The following is a 17190-nucleotide window of genomic DNA, read 5'->3' as shown; positions in this document are numbered from 1 at the left end:
CGGACCGCCTGGGGGGAGCGGTGACGCGTCCGGCGGCGGCCCGCACAGGGGGAGCGGGATGCCGCCGGACCTTTCTCGGCGGTGGTGGCCGACTGCCGCCCCTGGCCCGGGCGGCGGTGGGGAGCCGGTCACCTGAGGGAGGACGCTAAACCTGGGTGTGATGGCTCGGTAACGCGTTGTACAGAAGTGGCGCGCACCGACTGGGAGGTGACCGTATGTGACCGGGATCCGGTCCCGGCGCTGCCGACTTCACGCTGTGCGATGACCGATGCGGCGATTTCGGACCGGGCGGGGGCATCTCGGTGCTATGGGGCGCATATATGCAAGGTCATCTGAGGGTCCGCTCGAGGGTGCCGGTCGAGGGTTCCGGTCCGGCCGCCCCGGTGCCCGACGGGTCCCGGGCGCCTCATTAGGCTCCGGGCATGGACGTACTCATCCACATCCTCGTCGCCCTCCACATCATCGGCATCGCCTCCCTCCTGGGCGGCTTCCTCACCCAGATGAAGGCGATGGGCCAGGGCGCCGCCCGCTTCGTCCCCGCCATGCTGCACGGTGCCCTCACGATGCTCGTCACCGGTGCCCTCCTCGTCGGCCTCAACCAGGCCGACGACCAGCCCGTCGACAACATCAAGATCGGCGTCAAGCTCGCGCTGCTGATCGTGATCCTCGGTCTGGTCTACGTGAAGCGCGACGAGGAGACGGTGGAGAGGCCGCTCTTCGCCCTGGTGGGCGCGCTGACCACCGCCAACGTCTTCATCGCGGTGCTCTGGACCTGAGGCAAGCCTCGCGGTGAGGCCCCCGGGGGCGAGCCCCGTGTAGGTTCTCGTTTGACCTGCCGGTCGGGAGTCGACCGACCTGGGCTTTTGGCGCTGGTTCTCAGCGATTTGTCGGCGGCTTCTTCTCACCGAACTGTCGGATTCCTCAGGCTCGACCGACACGTGGCAGGTCACGATAGGGCGGCGCGGCGGCGACCCGACGCACACCAGCGGCGTGCACTGGTCGGCGGCAGACATGACCAGCCCGCTCGCGGCCGTACGATCCGCGTCGGGCAATACGAACGGCTCATCCAGCATTCCGAGACCTTGATCACCTGGGCGGCTGTCACTCTCATGACCAGGCGCCTCGCCCGGAAAGGCGCGACCCCCAGCTGGCCGAGGAAACCGACCGCTGCCGACGGCTGACCGGCCTTCCCCGACCGCATCAGGAGCGTGGCGATGGCGCCGGACGGGCGGCTGGTGGTCGCCTTCGGCTCGGACATTGCGGTCCTGGCCCACCGCTGACCCACTCTGAAAGCGGGTGAAGGCCCCCTACGTACCGCTCTCTCCGTCCCACCGGCAGGTGCGCGGCTGTGGGGGACGGAGGACGCCGTGGCGGTCGCGCGGGTGGAGGGTGTGGCCGTGGATCAGGAAGTCGCCGGGCCCCGCGACCTCTGGGGCTCGGCCTGTGGGCGTCTCGCCCACAGGAAGGCACCCGTCACGACGTCCAGGCAGTAGAGCACGGCGACGCCGGTGCGGTGACCGTCCCGATACTGGAGGGTCACGCGGTCTCCGGAGAGCGTCAGCGGGGCCGTGCGCCGCATGAGCGTCATACGGCGCCAGTCGGGCTGGACCACCGCTCCGTCCCCGGTCTCGCGCGGCAGCACGGTCGACCACAGGAGCGAACCGTCCGTGCCGACCCGTTCGACCTGCCCGAAGTCCCGCCCGTTGCCGGGCTCCCAGACGAGCACGAACGCCTCGGGCAGGAGCAGGAAAGCCGTCAGCCGCGCTCCCGGTCCGCGTGGCAGCGTGAGCCGGCGCAGTTCCCTGCCGTCGGGTCCGCTCTCCCGCAGCACACACGTCGTCCACACCGTGCTGTACGCCGTCCACAGGGTGCCCTCGGCGGAAGGCCACCGGTCACGGACCTCGTTCTCGCGGATCGGCGCAGCGTCGGGGGCGCGGCCGTGCACGGCACAGGGGAGACCCGCGGCGCACAAGGGATCGTTTCCTTTCATGCCCCGACGATACGGTCAACCGGGTTCATGGGCAGGAGGGTTCCGGGGGCCGCTCGCGATCCGCCGACACGCACATGAAGAGGGGAGAGTCCCAGGCACCCGTTTCGATCAGGCCCGAAGCGAACGCGTTGCGGCCTGTCTTTGCAGGGCGGGAGTGGGCAACGTTTGTCGACGGTTCTTGCGGACGGGTTCTATGGAAGCGACGAGAATGTGGCCGTCCGCCGTTTCGAGGACGCAGGCTGCCGTGGGCGTGTACGCGGCTGGGGCACGCGGCGGGGCGGTCGAGCCGCCAACGGCCTCCACCGACCAGCTCTGTTCATCAAAGTGGACCTCGCCTTGAGGAGGCGTCATGGCCGACAGCAGTCACGGATACGTCAGGGACCGGCGTGGCTGCTGCCACTGGGGTCCGCACGGCGCTGCAGGTCTTCTGCTGCGCCAAGGTCCTCGATTCCTGCTCCAGCGCCGATCCTGGCGAGTCCATCACGGCCGCACCTGGAGCATTCCCGGAGGCGCGCTGAAATCCGGCGAGAGCCCCTGGGACGGGGCCCGCAGGGAGTTCGCTGAAGAGCTCGGCAGCGTTCCAGCAGTGTGTCCCGTCCGCACCTTCGTCGACGACCATGGCGGATGGGCCTATCACACTGTCGTCGCGGACGTGGTGGAGCTGTTCGGTCGTCACGGTGGCGACGGCGAAGGCGCTGCCCACCGGTGGTGCACTCCCGCCGAGATCGACTCGCTGCGCCTCCATCCCGGATTCGCGGCCGCCTGGCCTCAGTTGATCGCCGGGCTGGGTATGGCCGGACGATGATACTTCGTGGGCAAGGGGCCAACGGGGTGCTGGCCGCGAGGCGGCAAATGTCGTTCCCGCCGTATCTGGCAGGGGCGTTTTCCAGGATCGTCACTGTCCGGCCGATCCGTTCGGCTGTGCGGGCAGGAGCGGGAACCTCACCTGGCTCAGCAGCGTTCTTCAGCAGGCGATGAGAGGAGGAGCTGGGAGTGGACGAGAGTCAGTCTGCAGTTGCGGAGCCGACGTGGTTTGTTCGCTCGCTCCGCGAGCGTGGCTACGCCTTCAGCAGCGAGCCGGGTCTTGCCACGAGTTCGGGACCTGGCTATCTGGTCAGCGCCGCGGGCCACACCGTGGCCTGCGCGGTGATGACAGGGGGACGCACCTTCAACCTCGATTCGTTCCTGGACGGATTCGAGGAGGCGGCAGACCGACTGGGGAGTCTGCGTGACCGAGGTCTGCCTCTCGTGGTCGTTGTGGAACGCGACCTGGACAGCTGGTTCTTCCCTGACCCAGGCTCTCGGCTGCTCGATACGCTGCTGCACGGCGACGTGCCCAGGGAACTGTACGACGACCCGCCCCGAAGTCCTTGGTCGCCCCGTGGCGACGAGCGGCCGGAGCGAAGGCTGGTGGACGCCCACCCTCACATCAGTGCGCTCGCGGTGGTGTACCACCACAGCAGCCCCGACGCCCCGCGGCTTCGGGACATTCCGGAACCCTTTGATCCGCCCCAGGAGTGGTTGCAGGCCCTGCTCGAGGCACTCCCTGAAGCCCCGTCGGGCTCCTTCTCTTCCCTGCACCTCTTGGAAACCTTGGGTGGCACTGCCGCGACCCTGCCTCGTGAGGTCTTCGACGGACCCATGGACCGACGGTGGATCCCGAACGACGACCGCACCCGCCTCCTTCCCCCTTGACCGGAACCCGGGCGATCCCACGCATGCGAGCGGCTCGGTCACGGCGTCAACCCGGCCACGCTGGCAGACGGGCCTTGATGAGGCGCGCGGTATCGGCCCGGAGTTTCTCACCGGGGAGCTGCGGGCTCGCACGACCCCCTGGATGGTGTTCGCCGTGCAGGCGGGCCCAGCAACTCTGCCGGGGATCTTGCAGTCGTCGAGGCCGGCCGCCAGCGGCCCGTCAGGGCTTCAGCCGGGGAGCCCGTGGCGGTCCAGGAAGTCTTGGAGGGTCACTCCGGCCGCTCGTCAGGGTCATGGTCACGCGGAGGCAGCTCCGTGTCTCTGAGGCTCCATGCCGCATCATCGACGGCACGCTCCCGCATGAGGTCGAACACCATATAGACAAACACCACCCCGGCCGACACGAGGACGGCGCCGATGCCGATGGCCCATCCGGCTATTTTTGACAAGGCGTGCCTCTTCCTCTGCTTTTGTTCGTGGACGTCTTGTCCACGATGCCAGGGCTGTCACGGTACTTCAGGATGGACACCGCCGTGACGGCGGCGGGAACCCTGGTGGTCAGCCTGCGGCGGTGTCCTGGGCTCGGGCGGCCCGGGTTCTGGCGAGTCGGTAGGAGTCGGTGCCGGTCTCGATGATGTTGCCGCCGAAGGTGAGGCGGTCGACGATGGCCGCAAAGAGCCGGGTCTCGGTGAACGTCCTGGTCCACCCGCCGAATGATTCGGTAGAGGCGCTGGCGCAACTGCGTTCCCAACGCCACTGCCTGGACCGACACACCGACGAACAGAACTCCGCCCCGGGCCGAACTCCCGGCCTGAATCGTTCCCAGCAGCCCCGGCAGATCCTCTCCCCAGCTCGACCGGCGTACTCGGACACCAGGCCGGCGCAGGACTCAGAGCTACTCGGCACCGAGGCTCAGAAACACGCACGAAGACGCACTAAGACCGTGCCGCAACTGCGCGACCGGCAGCTGACCGGCGACGAACAGGCCGTGCTCGCGCAGAATGTCGCCCGCTGTCGGGCCGTGCTGGACTGGATCGAGACCACTGCCGAGACCGGCAAGGTCGACATGGACGAGAAACCCGCCCGCCTGCTGCGGAGTGAGTAGTGGCACGCAAGCGCTCCCCGGCCGCGGAGCGCCACGCCGACCTGGTCCGCACCGCGCTGTTCGAGGTCGCGCCCGCCGGCATGACGCTCACACGGCTGATGGGCTCGTGCGAGCTCAGCCGCTGGCAGACCAGACGCGGGCTCGGCGCGCTGCGGGACATGTGCGCCGAACGCGGCTGGCCGCCGGTGATCTGGACCCGGGAGCTGGGCTATTACTTCTGCGCGAGTGAGGAGGAGCTGGAGGAGCGGGAGCGGGCCTGGCTCAGTGGGAAGCTGACCCAGTTCCGCCGGATGATCACGGGCACGATCGGCCCGTACCTGGCCTTGTTCCCAAAGAGCACGTGGGCCGGCTACCTCAGCAACCAGATGAAGGCGATCGAGTCGAACCTCGCGATGGCCGCCCGGCCACCGCGCTGACACCTCCGGGGCGGGGCGCTCACCGCCAGATCAGGAGCCGGGGCCGGCCCCAGCGCCCCCGCCGCCACTGCCGCGACCACGAACGCCTCCCCGTGATGAGCAGATCCCTCATCACCTGGGCGGCCATCACCCTCATGACCCGCCGCCTCACCCGCCGCAAGGCGCGCCCCGTGGATCGACGCGACGTCACCCCGTACTACCTGGCACAGGCAGCGGCTGGCCTGCCGCCCAACCTGCGGTACCGGCCCGGTCACAGCGGCTTCCGACAGTCCAGCGGAGGCGGACCAGGCACTGGGTTGACCGACTCAGGGCTTGCTCGTCCAGGTCTGGGGGACGGCGATCGTGGCCGTCTGCGCTACGTGGTCTGAGAGGTACGCCATGCCGCCCAACGGCATCGCAACCGGTTCGGTGAAGAGGAGTTCGGTCCTGGTGACGGTGTAGCGATCGGGGTCACCATGGACGAGCAGGTAGTCGACCCGGTAGGCCGCGGCACCGGCGGGCAGCAGTTCGGCGTGGAAAGTGGGCAGGTCCGCCGCGGCGAACGGGTCCCGCCACGCGCCTGCGTCCACGACCGCCTCGTACAGAGCGGAACCGCTGGGGAGGTTGAAGTCGCCGCTGGCGATCATCAGCTCCGTGTCACCGCCGCGGGCCGCCCGCAACACCTGGTGGACCCTCCTCAACTGCGTTGACTGGAGGGCTTCGTGGCGGTTGCCCGCCGACCAGTCCCCGTCCCTGTTCGCGGTCAGATGCACGTTGCCCACCACCGTACGGCGTCCGGAGACCTCGAAGGTCAGCACGCCTTGAACGCTGCTGCCCAATGCCAGCGCGCAGCGGAACAACAGGCCGCCGGTCTGCGGACGCGTGCCGCGGAACGAGACGTATCCGACCGACCGCAACGGCGTCCTGGAGAAGGAGACCAGGCCTCCGGCGGGCTGGCCGAGGAATCCGGTGCCGCGGGCGACGAACAGGAAGGACGGCAGATGCCTGCGCAGAAACCTCTGCAGTCCCGGCGTCCAGACCTCCTGACCTGACCTTCACGTTCACACAGTCGATGAAGACGACCGGGTAGACGCTGTCCAGCGGACGGTTCTGCCATTCCGTCATGCCGGCCATCACACTGTCGGTGATCGTGGAGATCGTGGACTTGGAGATTTCCGCGCCGTACACCTCGGCGAGATGCGCGGAGATCTCCCCGTGCGTGAGCCCTTTCGCCGACAGCGACAGAACCATCTCGTCCACGCCGCCCATACGTCGCTGACGCTTCCTGACCAGCTGCGGTTCGAACGATCCGGCCCTGTCCCGCGGCACCGCGATCTCGACCGGCCCCGACTCGGTGATCACCGTCTTGGAGCGGTGCCCGTTGCGGTAGTTGTCCCGACCGCCCTCGGCCCGCTCACCGGGCTCGTGCTCCAGATGATCGGTGAGCTCGCCCTCCAGCGCGGACTCCAGCACCCGCTTGGTCAACTGCTGCAGGAGGCCGCCCTCCCCGGTGAGCTTCACGCCACCGGCCTGAGCCCGGGCAACCAACTCGGCGACCAGCCCGTCATCCACGGCGCCCGTCCCGCTCACAGCGGCCTTCCCGGCCTCGGTGTCACTCGTCACGTCAGTCATCAACTGTCGCTTCCAGCTCGGGAGTTACACCACTCACCGTACAGACCCCCGCCTGGCGGTAGCGGACCTTTACAGCTCTGGCCTCAGCCGTTGGCTCTCGACCCGAGACGTACGACACTGCCACCCCCGATATACGTAACCGAAGGGACACAGAAGGTGATCCCGGCCGAAGCTGCCCATGGACCGCGCCGTCCCATGCGCCAGGGGAGCGCAAGAATGCTGTGAGTGGCCAAGAGTCACTCTACGGAGCGATTCTCAGCGACCTGTCGTAGGCGACAAGTTGACGACAGATCGCTGAGAATCCGACAGATCTAAAGCGGCCGTACACCCGGTCACGCGGGCCGCACCACGCTGTGGATCGAGGACTCGCCGTCGTAGAAGATCGACTCCTCGCGGACGTACGTGCCTGGCTTGGGGGCGTGGATCATCATGCCGTTGCCGATGTAGATGCCGACGTGGCCGATGTTGTCGTAGAAGAAGACGAGGTCCCCCGGCCTGGCGTCGGCGAGGGGGACGGTGGTGCCCGCCTCGACCTGGTCGTAGGTGGTGCGCGGGAGGTCGACGCCGGCGGCCTTCCAGGCGGCCTGGGTGAGGCCGGAGCAGTCGTAGGAGCCGGGGCCGGTGGCGCCCCAGACGTACGGCTTGCCGATCTGCGCGCGGGCGAATGCCAGGGCCTTGGTGGCCTTCGTGGCGTAGGTGGAGTCCTCGACGGGAGCGGTGGTCCCGCTGGTGCCGGGAGACGTCTCCGTGTCGGCGGCGGTCCCTCCCTGGGTCTCCTGGGTCTCCTGGGTCCCCTGGGCCTCCTGGGTGCTCGGGGACTCCTGGCTCGCCTGCTGCGCCGCCTGCCGACGCGCGAGTTCCTCCGCCTTGCGGTCGGCCTCCTCCTGCTCGCGCTGTTCGATCGCGGCGAGCCGGGCCTTCTCCGCGGCGGTGAGGGTGGAGAGCAGTTCGCGGGCCTCGGCGAGCTTCGCCTGGACCTTGGCCTTGCTGGTCTTGAGGGCGTTCTGCGACTCGGTGAGCTTCTCGAGGCTGTCGCTCGCGGTCCGGCGCTGCTCCGCCGCGTCGGCCTGCTCGGTGACGTACGCGTCGACGGCCTGCTTCTGACGGTCCGTCATCCGGTCCATCAGCTGGTTCTGGTCGAAGTAGTCCTGCGGGTTGTCCGCGAGGAGCAGCGAGGCCTGGTCGGGGGCGGACGCGCCGTTGCGGTACTGGGCCGCGGCGAACGATCCCAGTTCCTCCCGTGCCTCGTTGAGCTTCTCCGTGCGCTTGGCGACGTCGTCGAGGAGGGTGTCGACCTTCTTCTTCTGCTTGGTCGTCCTCTCCTTGGCCGCGTTGTAGTTCTCGGTCGCCGACCCGGCCTGGCGGTAGAGGTCGTCGACCTTCTTCTCGACGTCCTCCAGGCTCGGCCTGTCGTCGTCGGAGGGTGCGGCGGTGGCCGTCTGGGAGAGCAGGGCCACGGAGGTGAGGGCGGCCGTGGCGAGAGCGGGGGTGCGTATGCCCGCGCGCGTCCGGCCGGTCGGACGCGGCTTGCGGTGCGGCGCCATGGTGCGGCGTCTCCTTCCGTAGTCCGCCTACCGAGTTAGCTGTCGGGTTCGGGCGCAAGCTTCGGAAGGTTTGCCCTGCGGCCCTTGCCGCGAGCGGCGGTCGGGTCGATTCACCCCAGAGGTCGGTGGGTCCCCGGCTCCGGCGCCGCGAGAGGCGTACCGGACTCGGCGGGGGCCGTGCGGCCCGGCGACGTTCGCCGGTTGTGTCGTACGACCCAAGAGAAGAAGTTAGCCAACTCGTGGGTCCCGTGTGAAGGTTGATGTTCGATATGCCCGATACGTTTTCGTGACCTTAGCCTCTTGCGCGCGACAGGCGGTAGGCTCGATCGCTCACCGTCGTGAGGTGAGCGCGGTGAGTGGTGGGTGTGGACTTCCCGGGGCGGCCCCCCGCTGTCAGTGGGGGCGCCTAGACTCGGAGAGCGATGAGCAGCCTCTTTGACGACAGCTTCCTGGCGGACCTCCAGGCCCCCCGCGGCCACGCGGAGGAGCCCCCGCCGCCGCCCGAGGACGATCATGTACCGGAGCCGCTTCCGGACGATCTGTTCGGCGGGAAGTTCGACGTGCCACCGGACCGGGACGAGTACTACCGCGGCGGTGCCCCCCGCCCGGCCCTCGACGCGGCGGCCCTCCTGGACGGGCTGAACGAGAACCAGCGCGCGGCCGTGGTGCACGCCGGCTCCCCTCTGCTCATCGTCGCCGGCGCGGGTTCCGGCAAGACCCGTGTGCTCACCCACCGCATCGCCCATCTGCTCGGCGAGCGGCATGTCCACCCGGGCCAGATCCTCGCGATCACCTTCACCAACAAGGCCGCCGGTGAGATGAAGGAGCGCGTCGAGCAGCTCGTCGGCCCGCGCGCGCACGCGATGTGGGTCATGACCTTCCACAGCGCGTGCGTCCGGATCCTGCGGCGCGAGTCGAAGAAGCTCGGTTTCACGTCCTCCTTCTCGATCTACGACGCCGCCGACAGCAAGCGGCTGATGGCGCTCGTCTGCCGTGATCTGGACCTCGACCCGAAGCGCTTCCCGCCGAAGTCCTTCAGTGCCAAGATCTCGAACCTGAAGAACGAGCTGATCGACGAGGAGGACTTCGCCGCCCAGGCCGCCGACGGCTTCGAGAAGACCCTCGCCCAGGCCTACGCGCTCTACCAGTCGCGCCTCCGCGAGGCGAACGCGCTCGACTTCGACGACCTGATCATGACGACGGTCAATCTGCTGCGCGCCTTCCCGGACGTCGCCGAGCACTACCGGCGTCGCTTCCGTCATGTCCTCGTCGATGAGTACCAGGACACCAACCATGCCCAGTACGCCCTGGTCAGAGAGCTGGTCGGCACCTCCGAGCACCCGGTGGACGTGCCACCGGCCGAGTGGGACGTGCCGCCGGCGGAGCTCTGCGTCGTGGGTGACGCGGACCAGTCGATCTACGCCTTCCGCGGCGCGACCATCCGCAACATCCTCCAGTTCGAGGAGGACTACCCGGACGCGACGACGATCCTGCTGGAGCAGAACTACCGCTCCACGCAGACGATCCTCTCCGCGGCCAACGCGGTCATCGAGCGCAACGAGTCCCGCCGCCCGAAGAACCTGTGGACCAATGCGGGCGCCGGTGCGCAGATCACCGGCTATGTCGCCGACACCGAGCACGACGAGGCCCAGTTCGTCGCCGACGAGATAGACCGACTGACGGACGCGGGCGAGGCGAAGGCCGGCGACGTCGCCGTCTTCTACCGGACGAACGCCCAGTCCCGTGTCTTCGAGGAGGTGTTCATCCGCGTCGGCCTGCCCTACAAGGTCGTCGGCGGGGTGCGTTTCTACGAGCGCAAGGAGGTCCGGGACGTCCTCGCGTATCTGCGTGTCCTCGCCAACCCCGAGGACTCCGTCCCCCTGCGCCGTATCCTCAACGTGCCCAAGCGCGGCATCGGCGACCGTGCCGAGGCGATGATCGACGCCCTCTCCCAGCGCGAGAAGATCAGCTTCCCGCAGGCCCTGAAGCGTGTGGACGAGGCGTACGGCATGGCGGCCCGGTCGACCAACGCGGTCAAGCGGTTCAACACGCTGATGGAGGACCTGCGGACCGTCGTCGAGTCCGGCGCCGGACCGGCGACCGTCCTGGAAGCCGTCCTCGAACGCACGGGCTATCTGGCCGAGTTGCAGGCATCCACCGACCCGCAGGACGAGACCCGGATCGAGAACCTCCAGGAACTCGCCGCGGTCGCCCTGGAGTTCGAGCAGGAGGCCGGTGCCGCGGAGGGCGAGACCGAGGGCGGTGCGGCGGGGACGACCTCCGCCGGGCTCGCCGACTTCCTGGAGCGGGTGGCGCTGGTCGCCGACTCCGACCAGATCCCCGACGAGGAGGAGGACGGCTCGGGCGTCATCACGCTCATGACCCTCCACACCGCCAAGGGCCTGGAGTTCCCGGTGGTCTTCCTCACCGGCATGGAGGACGGCGTCTTCCCGCACATGCGCGCCCTCGGCCAGACCAAGGAACTGGAGGAGGAGCGCCGCCTCGCGTACGTCGGCATCACCCGCGCACGTGAACGGCTCTACCTCACCCGGTCGACGCTGCGCAGCGCCTGGGGACAGCCCTCGTACAACCCGCCGTCCCGGTTCCTGGAGGAGATCCCGGCCACTCATCTGGAGTGGAAGCGCACGGGTGCCTCCGCGCCGGTGTCCTCGGGTCCGGCCGCCGGTATCGCGGCGTCGCTGTCGTCCTCCCGCTCCCGTTCCTCGGCCCGTGGCGCGTCCGGCTTCGCGACCCGCCGCGGCGACGAGAAGCCGGTGGTCTCCCTCGCCGTGGGCGACCGTGTCACGCACGACCAGTTCGGCCTCGGCACGGTCGTCGGCGTCGGGGGCTCGGGAGCGAACGCGGAGGCGACGATCGACTTCGGCGACACCAAGCCGAAGCGGCTGCTGCTGCGGTACGCGCCGGTGGAGAAGCTGTAGCGGACGCGCCCCGCGCCGTGCTCAACGAGAAGGGCCCCTGCTCAGCAGGGGCCCTTTCGTCTTGTCCGTGCGCGCCAGGCGGGTGCCGGCTGACTGTTACGTCGGGTCCAGCCCGTGGCTGCGCAGCCACGACAGCGGGTCGATGGCGGAGCCGCCCGCCGGGTGGACCTCGAAGTGCAGATGCGGCCCGGTCGAGTTGCCCGAGTTGCCCGAGTAGGCGATGGTGTCGCCGGCCTTGACGGTCGTACCGGAGGCGACCTTGTACGTGGAGAGGTGGCAGTACCAGGTCTCGGTGCCGTCCTTGGCGGTCACGATGACCATGTTGCCGTAGGCGCTGTTCCACTGGGTGCGCACGGTGCCGTCGGTCGCGGCCATCACCGGGGTGCCGTACGAGACGGGGAAGTCTATGCCGGTGTGCAGGGACATCCAGTTGACGCCGGACTGCCCGTAGTACGCGCTGAGTCCGCGCTCGGCGACGGGGAGCGCGAACTTCGGCCGCAGGCGCTCCTTGCGGGCCGCCTCCGCGGCGGCCTTCTTCTGCTCCAGCACCTGCTGGGCCTTGAGGTCGATGCGCTCCTGCGTCCGGCTGGCCCGGTCGGCGAAGTCGTCGGCCTCGGCGGAGAGGCTCTCCAGCTGGGTGTCGAGCTGGTTGTTGGCGGTGGACGGCTTCACGGCGGTGGCGTCCGACTTGACCGACGCCGTCGTCTCCGTGTCGTCCGACGTGGCGCCGACCGAGGCCGCCGCGATCCCCGCGACTCCCATGACACAGGCCGACGGAACGGCCACGGTCAGCAGGGCGGAACGTTTGGCCGGAGCCTTCCGGCGCGACCGTGAGGCCGCGCGGGTGGCCGCCCGGCCGGGGCCCGCGCTCCTGGTGGCCGCTGTGGTGATCTCTTCCTCGCCGTCGAGGAGCACCGCGCGGTCCGCGCCGTCGGTCTCGAACTCGCCGTCCGCCGAGGGGTGTTCGTCCTGGTCGTACGGGGCGATCTGCTCGAAGGTGGCGGTCGCCTGCTGGTGGAAGTCCGTGCCCTCGGCCGACAGGTCCACCACGACGGTCTGCGGGTGGTCGTGCGCGTCGTACGACTCGGGGGCGCCGGCGGAGCGTTCGTAGGACTCGGCCGCGCCGCCATCGTGCTCGTCGCCGACGGGTGTGCCGTCACTGTTCCACTGGGTGGCGTCGAAGGCGCCCGTGTCGAAGTGCTGGGTGCCGGTCCACTGCTGGGTCTGGCCGCCCTGCCCCAACTGGTCCGCGTCGTCGGACTGTTCGGTCTGCAGCCAGCCGCTCGCGTCCCACTGGCCGCTCGCGTCGGGGCCCGTCGGCTGCGTCGGGACCTGGGAGAGGTGTTCGTAACCGGACGACCAGGACGTCGTGTCGTAACTGCCCGTGTCGTACGCGGCCTGGTGCTGCGCGGCGTACGGGTCGTAGTTCAGCGTCTGGTGGCTGCCGGTCGACCACTGGGTGGCGCCGTAGGAGCCGGTGCCGTTGTCGTTGCCCGGCATGTCACCGAAGAGGGGGTCGACCGCGAAGGTGCCCGTCGCGTTCGCGTGGGAACCGGTTTCAAAACCGGTAGCGGGGTAATCGCCGTACGTGGTGAAGTCGCCGTAGCCGACTTCCTGGTGGCCGTACGACGCGTAGTGCGCCGGTTCGGCTTCAGGAGCCGCAGCCGGGGGTGTTGCGGTCCCCGACGGGTGACGATCGTTCACCAACTTCTCTTTCGCCTCGACGACAGGGGCTGGCAGAGCAGTGCGGTGACTGTACCCGGCGGTATGCGGGCGCGACAATCTTCAACGGGTTTCACGCGCGCAGGAAACGGGCATTCGAGCGTCTTTCGGCGGTCTATGGGCACTACTTTGGCCTGGCGTTCGAAAGTTGTTCGATAGTCGACCGCTGTGTGCGGCATGCGGGACGCCCGTGAGAACCGGGGCGAGACGTTTCTCCGGGTGGTCGCGGGTCCGGCGTGGGGCGCGTAGTTGCCGTCGGGAGGGGTGTCGCGAGTCGGGCGCGTGATGGGGGCGCGCGGGTGTGCGCCACGTTTACCGCCTTACGTCCGCGTTTGGTCGCCCTGTGGTGAGCGTCACTCGCCCTGCCGCCGGGTTCTCGTCCGGTGGTCGGCGTGGCTCATGCCACCGTCAGGCCGCCGGGGCGGGCGGTTGCGCGGGCGCCCGTCCGTGAGGTGTCGAGGGCCTCCCGGATCCCGTTGGTGACGGCCGGGTGCACGGGCAGGGCGAGATGGCCGATCCCGGTGACCCTGATGTTCTGCGCCATCAGGTCCGGATGGTCGACGCAGGCGCTCTCCACCGGCGCCATCACATGGTCGAAATCGCTCCAGAACGCCACGAAGTGGGTGCGGCAGCCCGGTGCCGGTGCCCGCAGTTCCTCCAGCACGTCCGAACCCGGCCGCATCTGCCGGACGATCGGATGGGCGTCCGCCAGCGGCACCGCCCGGGTGCCGCCGTGCGGGGTCCCGAGCGTGACGAGCGTACGGACACGGTGGTCACCGCCGAGGCGTTGCACGTAGTACCGGGCTATCAGCCCACCCAGGCTGTGGCCGACGACGTCCACCCGCTCCTGGCCCGTGCGCTCGCAGATCTCCTCGATGCGTCGGCCGAACAACTCGGCGGCGGCGCGGATGTCGCAGGTGAGGGGTGAGTAGTTGAGCGACTCGAGATGCCGGGCGCCGGCCCCCGCGAGGGAGCGGCGCAGCAGGACGAAGACCGAGCGGTTGTCGATGAAGCCGTGCAGCAGGACGACCGGGGGCTTCTCCTCCGTGGGGAGCCGGGGCGCGTCGGACGGGGGGAGCGTGGGCGTGGCCCGCCGCTCCTGCGTCATCCCGGACGGATAGAGCAGCAGATGTCCCGCAAGGATCGCCAACTCCAGGGCGGTCGCCTTGAGAAGGGCCACGGACAGACCGGTCAGCCGGGTCGGCAGGAAGGGCTCACAGAGCGGAACAAGGGGCGCGACCGCCCTGGTGACCTTCATGCCCGACCTCCCGTCGCACACGGGCGGACGGCTCTGTCCCCCGTGTGCCTAGTGGAGAGACCGGCGGTGCGAGCGGCGGACGGCGGGTGCGATGCGACGTGACGCGGTGCGCGTGGAGCGCGCGTGCGTGACGTGCGGTACGTGTGCGACGTGTGAGGCGCCGACCACGCGACGAGGGGTCCTGCTCTTCCTGACTCCCCGCTGCCCTGCCCTCTGTCGTCCGCCGGTGCCGATCCGTCCTTCGCCCTGGCCTCCCGCGGGCGGTGGGTCGGTGCGGCCCCTTCCGGCGGCTCTCCTTGCGCACGCCTCCCCGTGGCGCGCACGCCACGGGAGCCTCCGGCCGGCGGCCCGGAAACGGTCCGGATGCCGCGATCACCTCCGTGATCACCTCGGTCCCCGCGACGCGTGAGCCGCGGAATCCGGGAGCAGTGCGCGGCGAACGTGTCCCACCGAGTGATTTCCCCCTCGCTCTCCACCGCGAAACTGCCGGTTGCGGGATCCTGGAGATCTGGAGATAACGTTCGTTCACTTCCCCGGTGGGCGGTGTGGGTAGGTGTTTCATGGACCTGAGGCCGTGAGGTGCGCGGTTCGCCTGGTTCGTGCGGCGCTCTCGGCCGCTTGGTCATGGGTTGGTGCAGTCGTTTCATGGAGGCAGTGATGGGTGTGGCAGCCGGTCCGATCCGCGTGGTGGTGGCCAAGCCGGGACTCGACGGCCACGATCGCGGGGCCAAGGTGATCGCGCGGGCGCTGCGGGACGCCGGTATGGAGGTCATCTACACCGGCCTCCACCAGACTCCCGAGCAGATCGTCGACACCGCGATCCAGGAGGACGCCGACGCGATCGGCCTCTCCATCCTCTCCGGTGCCCACAACACGCTCTTCGCGGCCGTCATCGAACTCCTCAAGGAGCGTGACGCCGAGGACATCCTCGTCTTCGGCGGCGGCATCATCCCCGAGGCGGACATCGCGCCGCTCAAGGACAAGGGAGTGGCCGAGATCTTCACGCCGGGGGCGACGACGGCGTCGATCGTGGAGTGGGTGCGGGCGAACGTGCGGCAGCCTGCGGGGGCTTGAACGGGTGTGGGGCGGCCGGGGGGTGCGTTGTCGGGTGCGGCCCCGTGGGGCCTGGGCTTTTAGGGGCGCCTCCCGCGTGCGGGGAACTGCGCGAGCAACCCCCACCCACCCGCACCCGACAACGCACCCACCCGGCCCGCACCCCCCGCCTCACGAACCCCCCGGCGGTGCCAGCTCCGCGCTCATCGTTGCCCGTAGGCGCAACGTCGTCGTCAGTCGCTGGAACGCCTCCGCCCAGTACCCCCCGGCCCCCGGCGCCGCGTCCTCCGCGTCCTCCGGCGTGGCCGTCAGCGGTTCGAGACGCACCGTTTCAGCGGGGTCCAGGCACCGCTCGGCCAGCCCCATCACACCACTGAAGCTCCAGGGATAACTCCCGGCGTCCCGCGCGATGTTGAGCGCGTCCACCACGGCCCGGCCCAGCGGCGGCGCCCACGGCACCGCGCACACCCCGAGCAGCTGGAACGCCTCCGACAAGCCGTGCGTGGCGATGAACCCCGCCACCCATTCGGCCCGCTCCCCGCCCTCCAAGGTCGCCAGCAGCTTCGCCCGCTCGGCCAGCGACACCGCGCCCGGCCCGCCGGCCTCCGGCGCGGACGGCGCCCCCAGCAACGCCCGCGACCACCCGGGATCCCGCTGCCGCACAGCTGCCCGGCACCACGCCCCGTGCAACTCGCCCTGCCAGTCGTCCGCGACCGGCAACGCCACGATCTCCTCCGGCGTACGCCCCCCGAACCGCCGCGACCAGGCCCCGAGCGGCGCCGCCTCCACCAACTGGCCCAGCCACCACGACCGTTCCCCCCGGCCGGCCGGTGCCTTGGGCAGCACACCGTCGCGCTCCATGCCCGGGTCGCACTCGTGCGGGGCCTCGACCACGATCGTGGGCGCCCCGGAGGCCGCCGACGCGCTGCCGGTGTGGTCGACGGCCACACACGCGGTCGCCCGCTGCGCCATCCGCCGCGCGAGCGCCGAGTCCGGCAGCGCGGACAGCAACTCCGCCGCCGTGGCACGGACGTTCCGGCTGCGGTCGGCCAACGCGGCCTCCAGGAAGGGCTCGTCCGCCGCCTCCAGCCCCGTACGGAGCGTGTCGAGGAACATGAGCCGGTCCTCGGCCCGCTCCGTCGCCCACGTGGACGACAGCACCTCACGGGCCGAGGCGGCGTCCCGAACCCGCATCGCCGTGAGCAGGGCGACGCGCTCCGAGAACAGGCCCTCCTGCCAGAGCTGTCGGACCCGTTCGGGCGCGTCCGGGCCGGGGAGCGCCGCGCCACCACCGGGCGCCGCACGCAGCGCGAAGCGCCAGTCCGGGTTGAGCCGGGCCAGCCACAGCGCCCGCGCGCCCGCGAAGGCGAGCACGGCGGGACGCAGATCCGTACGGCCGCGGGCCGCGTCCAGCAGGGCGGGCAGGGTCTCCGGAGGTGCCGCGTAACCGTAGGCGTTGGCCAGTGCCAGCCACTGGGGGAGGAGTTCCATCAGGTCGGGTGCCGCGCCCCGGCGTCCCCCGCCGGTGCCGGGCCGGTCGGTGAGCAGCGTCGTCAGCCGCCGCGTCGCGGCCGGTGGCAGGGGCGGACGCCAGTCCGGTGCCGCCGGTTCGGGTCGCGCCGCCGCCCGTACCGGCCGTATCCCCGCCCTGCGCCGGACGGTCGTCACGGCCGCCGCGTCCAGCAGCGCGACCGGCGCGTCCCGGCCCGGCACCGCCCCCGGCGGCGTACGCCGATCCGTCCCGAGCAACGCGGTGGTGACCAGCTCCTCCCAGGCGGGCACCGGCGTGGTCGGCGTGGAGGAGGGAGCGTCGTTTGTGGTGCCGCTCATGTGGGGTCCTTCCGTGCGCTGACGGTT

Annotated in this window: 14 protein-coding genes, 3 pseudogenes and 1 riboswitch; of the genes and pseudogenes, 8 read left to right on the top strand and 9 right to left on the bottom strand. The window is 70.0% G+C overall.

From position 1 onward, the window contains the following. The first annotated feature begins 422 nt into the window (after positions 1-422). Positions 423-776 (top strand): hypothetical protein, encoded by a 354-nt coding sequence (locus P8T65_RS17265; protein WP_316726222.1) that lies wholly within the window; start codon positions 423-425, stop codon positions 774-776. Positions 777-1052: 276 nt separating this feature from the next. Further along, positions 1053-1169: pseudogene (locus P8T65_RS17260) on the top strand (IS5/IS1182 family transposase); the annotation flags it as partial. 233 nt (positions 1170-1402) lie between these two features. Here the strand turns inward: P8T65_RS17260 and P8T65_RS17255 are convergent. Further along, positions 1403-1990 carry a hypothetical protein gene (locus tag P8T65_RS17255; protein WP_316726221.1) on the bottom strand — a complete coding sequence of 196 codons (588 nt, stop codon included), beginning with the start codon at positions 1988-1990 and terminating at the stop codon, positions 1403-1405. Between the two features lie 349 nt (positions 1991-2339). Between P8T65_RS17255 and P8T65_RS17250 the strand changes: the two genes are divergently transcribed. Continuing rightward, complete coding sequence (locus P8T65_RS17250) at positions 2340-2795, top strand: NUDIX hydrolase (RefSeq protein WP_316726220.1); 456 nt, start codon at positions 2340-2342, stop codon at positions 2793-2795. A 188-nt stretch (positions 2796-2983) separates the two neighbouring features. Continuing rightward, positions 2984-3685 (top strand): hypothetical protein, encoded by a 702-nt coding sequence (locus P8T65_RS17245; RefSeq protein ID WP_316726219.1) that lies wholly within the window; start codon positions 2984-2986, stop codon positions 3683-3685. Between the two features lie 269 nt (positions 3686-3954). Here P8T65_RS17245 and P8T65_RS17240 read toward each other — a convergent pair whose 3' ends face one another. Both P8T65_RS17240 and P8T65_RS17235 read right to left on the bottom strand, forming a co-directional pair. Next, positions 3955-4134 (bottom strand): hypothetical protein, encoded by a 180-nt coding sequence (locus P8T65_RS17240; RefSeq protein WP_316726218.1) that lies wholly within the window; start codon positions 4132-4134, stop codon positions 3955-3957. Between the two features lie 109 nt (positions 4135-4243). Then, positions 4244-4486, bottom strand: a pseudogene (locus tag P8T65_RS17235) (ATP-binding protein); the annotation flags it as partial. On the opposite strand from P8T65_RS17235, the gene P8T65_RS17230 reads away from it, so the two are divergent. After that, complete coding sequence (locus tag P8T65_RS17230) at positions 4374-4790, top strand: DUF6192 family protein (RefSeq protein ID WP_399103133.1); 417 nt, start codon at positions 4374-4376, stop codon at positions 4788-4790. The pseudogene P8T65_RS17235 and the gene P8T65_RS17230 sit on opposite strands and share 113 nt — an antisense overlap. Further along, positions 4790-5206, top strand: a complete 417-nt coding sequence (locus tag P8T65_RS17225) for a RacP protein (RefSeq protein ID WP_316726216.1) — start codon at positions 4790-4792, stop codon at positions 5204-5206. The genes P8T65_RS17230 and P8T65_RS17225 overlap by 1 nt, the downstream gene beginning before the upstream one ends. A 305-nt stretch (positions 5207-5511) precedes the next feature. On the opposite strand, the gene P8T65_RS17215 is transcribed toward P8T65_RS17225, so the two are convergent. The 3 genes and pseudogenes from P8T65_RS17215 to P8T65_RS17205 all read right to left on the bottom strand — a co-directional run bounded on the left by P8T65_RS17215 (position 5512) and on the right by P8T65_RS17205 (position 8361). Then, positions 5512-5868 carry a hypothetical protein gene (locus tag P8T65_RS17215; RefSeq protein ID WP_316726215.1) on the bottom strand — a complete coding sequence of 119 codons (357 nt, stop codon included), beginning with the start codon at positions 5866-5868 and terminating at the stop codon, positions 5512-5514. 358 nt (positions 5869-6226) lie between these two features. Then, a pseudogene (locus P8T65_RS17210) lies at positions 6227-6817 on the bottom strand (transposase); the annotation flags it as partial. A 332-nt stretch (positions 6818-7149) separates the two neighbouring features. Continuing rightward, positions 7150-8361 (bottom strand): NlpC/P60 family protein, encoded by a 1212-nt coding sequence (locus tag P8T65_RS17205; protein ID WP_316726214.1) that lies wholly within the window; start codon positions 8359-8361, stop codon positions 7150-7152. A gap of 8 nt (positions 8362-8369) precedes the next feature. Next, positions 8370-8542, bottom strand: a riboswitch (cyclic di-AMP (ydaO/yuaA leader). Between the two features lie 241 nt (positions 8543-8783). On the opposite strand from P8T65_RS17205, the gene pcrA reads away from it, so the two are divergent. Beyond that, positions 8784-11300: a DNA helicase PcrA gene (gene pcrA / locus P8T65_RS17200; RefSeq protein ID WP_316726213.1), complete on the top strand. Its 2517-nt coding sequence runs from the start codon at positions 8784-8786 to the stop codon at positions 11298-11300. A 96-nt stretch (positions 11301-11396) separates the two neighbouring features. Here pcrA and P8T65_RS17195 read toward each other — a convergent pair whose 3' ends face one another. Both P8T65_RS17195 and P8T65_RS17190 read right to left on the bottom strand, forming a co-directional pair. Beyond that, positions 11397-13004, bottom strand: a complete 1608-nt coding sequence (locus P8T65_RS17195; protein WP_316726212.1) for a M23 family metallopeptidase — start codon at positions 13002-13004, stop codon at positions 11397-11399. A 415-nt stretch (positions 13005-13419) separates the two neighbouring features. Further along, on the bottom strand, positions 13420-14280 hold the full coding sequence (locus tag P8T65_RS17190; RefSeq protein ID WP_316726211.1) for an alpha/beta fold hydrolase: 861 nt from the start codon (positions 14278-14280) through the stop codon (positions 13420-13422). 657 nt (positions 14281-14937) lie between these two features. On the opposite strand from P8T65_RS17190, the gene P8T65_RS17185 reads away from it, so the two are divergent. Further along, complete coding sequence (locus P8T65_RS17185; RefSeq protein WP_230219653.1) at positions 14938-15354, top strand: cobalamin B12-binding domain-containing protein; 417 nt, start codon at positions 14938-14940, stop codon at positions 15352-15354. A gap of 150 nt (positions 15355-15504) precedes the next feature. Here the strand turns inward: P8T65_RS17185 and P8T65_RS17180 are convergent, their stop codons facing one another. Next, positions 15505-17163 carry a DUF5691 domain-containing protein gene (locus P8T65_RS17180; protein WP_316726210.1) on the bottom strand — a complete coding sequence of 553 codons (1659 nt, stop codon included), beginning with the start codon at positions 17161-17163 and terminating at the stop codon, positions 15505-15507. Positions 17164-17190 lie beyond the last annotated feature (27 nt).

It is taken from the genome of Streptomyces sp. 11x1 (genome assembly GCF_032598905.1).
In the GTDB taxonomy this organism is placed as follows: domain Bacteria; phylum Actinomycetota; class Actinomycetes; order Streptomycetales; family Streptomycetaceae; genus Streptomyces.
This window is presented reverse-complemented; position numbering and strand designations above follow the sequence as displayed.

Bases quoted from the DNA above. Each gene is read 5' to 3' on its own strand.
- P8T65_RS17265 (WP_316726222.1), top strand. From the start codon at position 423: ATGGACGTACTCATCCACATCCTCGTCGCCCTCCACATCATCGGCATC.
- P8T65_RS17255 (WP_316726221.1), bottom strand. From the start codon at position 1,990: ATGAAAGGAAACGATCCCTTGTGCGCCGCGGGTCTCCCCTGTGCCGTG.
- P8T65_RS17250 (WP_316726220.1), top strand. From the start codon at position 2,340: ATGGCCGACAGCAGTCACGGATACGTCAGGGACCGGCGTGGCTGCTGC.
- P8T65_RS17205 (WP_316726214.1), bottom strand. From the start codon at position 8,361: ATGGCGCCGCACCGCAAGCCGCGTCCGACCGGCCGGACGCGCGCGGGC.
- pcrA (WP_316726213.1), top strand. From the start codon at position 8,784: ATGAGCAGCCTCTTTGACGACAGCTTCCTGGCGGACCTCCAGGCCCCC.
- P8T65_RS17190 (WP_316726211.1), bottom strand. From the start codon at position 14,280: ATGAAGGTCACCAGGGCGGTCGCGCCCCTTGTTCCGCTCTGTGAGCCC.
- P8T65_RS17185 (WP_230219653.1), top strand. From the start codon at position 14,938: ATGGGTGTGGCAGCCGGTCCGATCCGCGTGGTGGTGGCCAAGCCGGGA.
- P8T65_RS17180 (WP_316726210.1), bottom strand. From the start codon at position 17,163: ATGAGCGGCACCACAAACGACGCTCCCTCCTCCACGCCGACCACGCCG.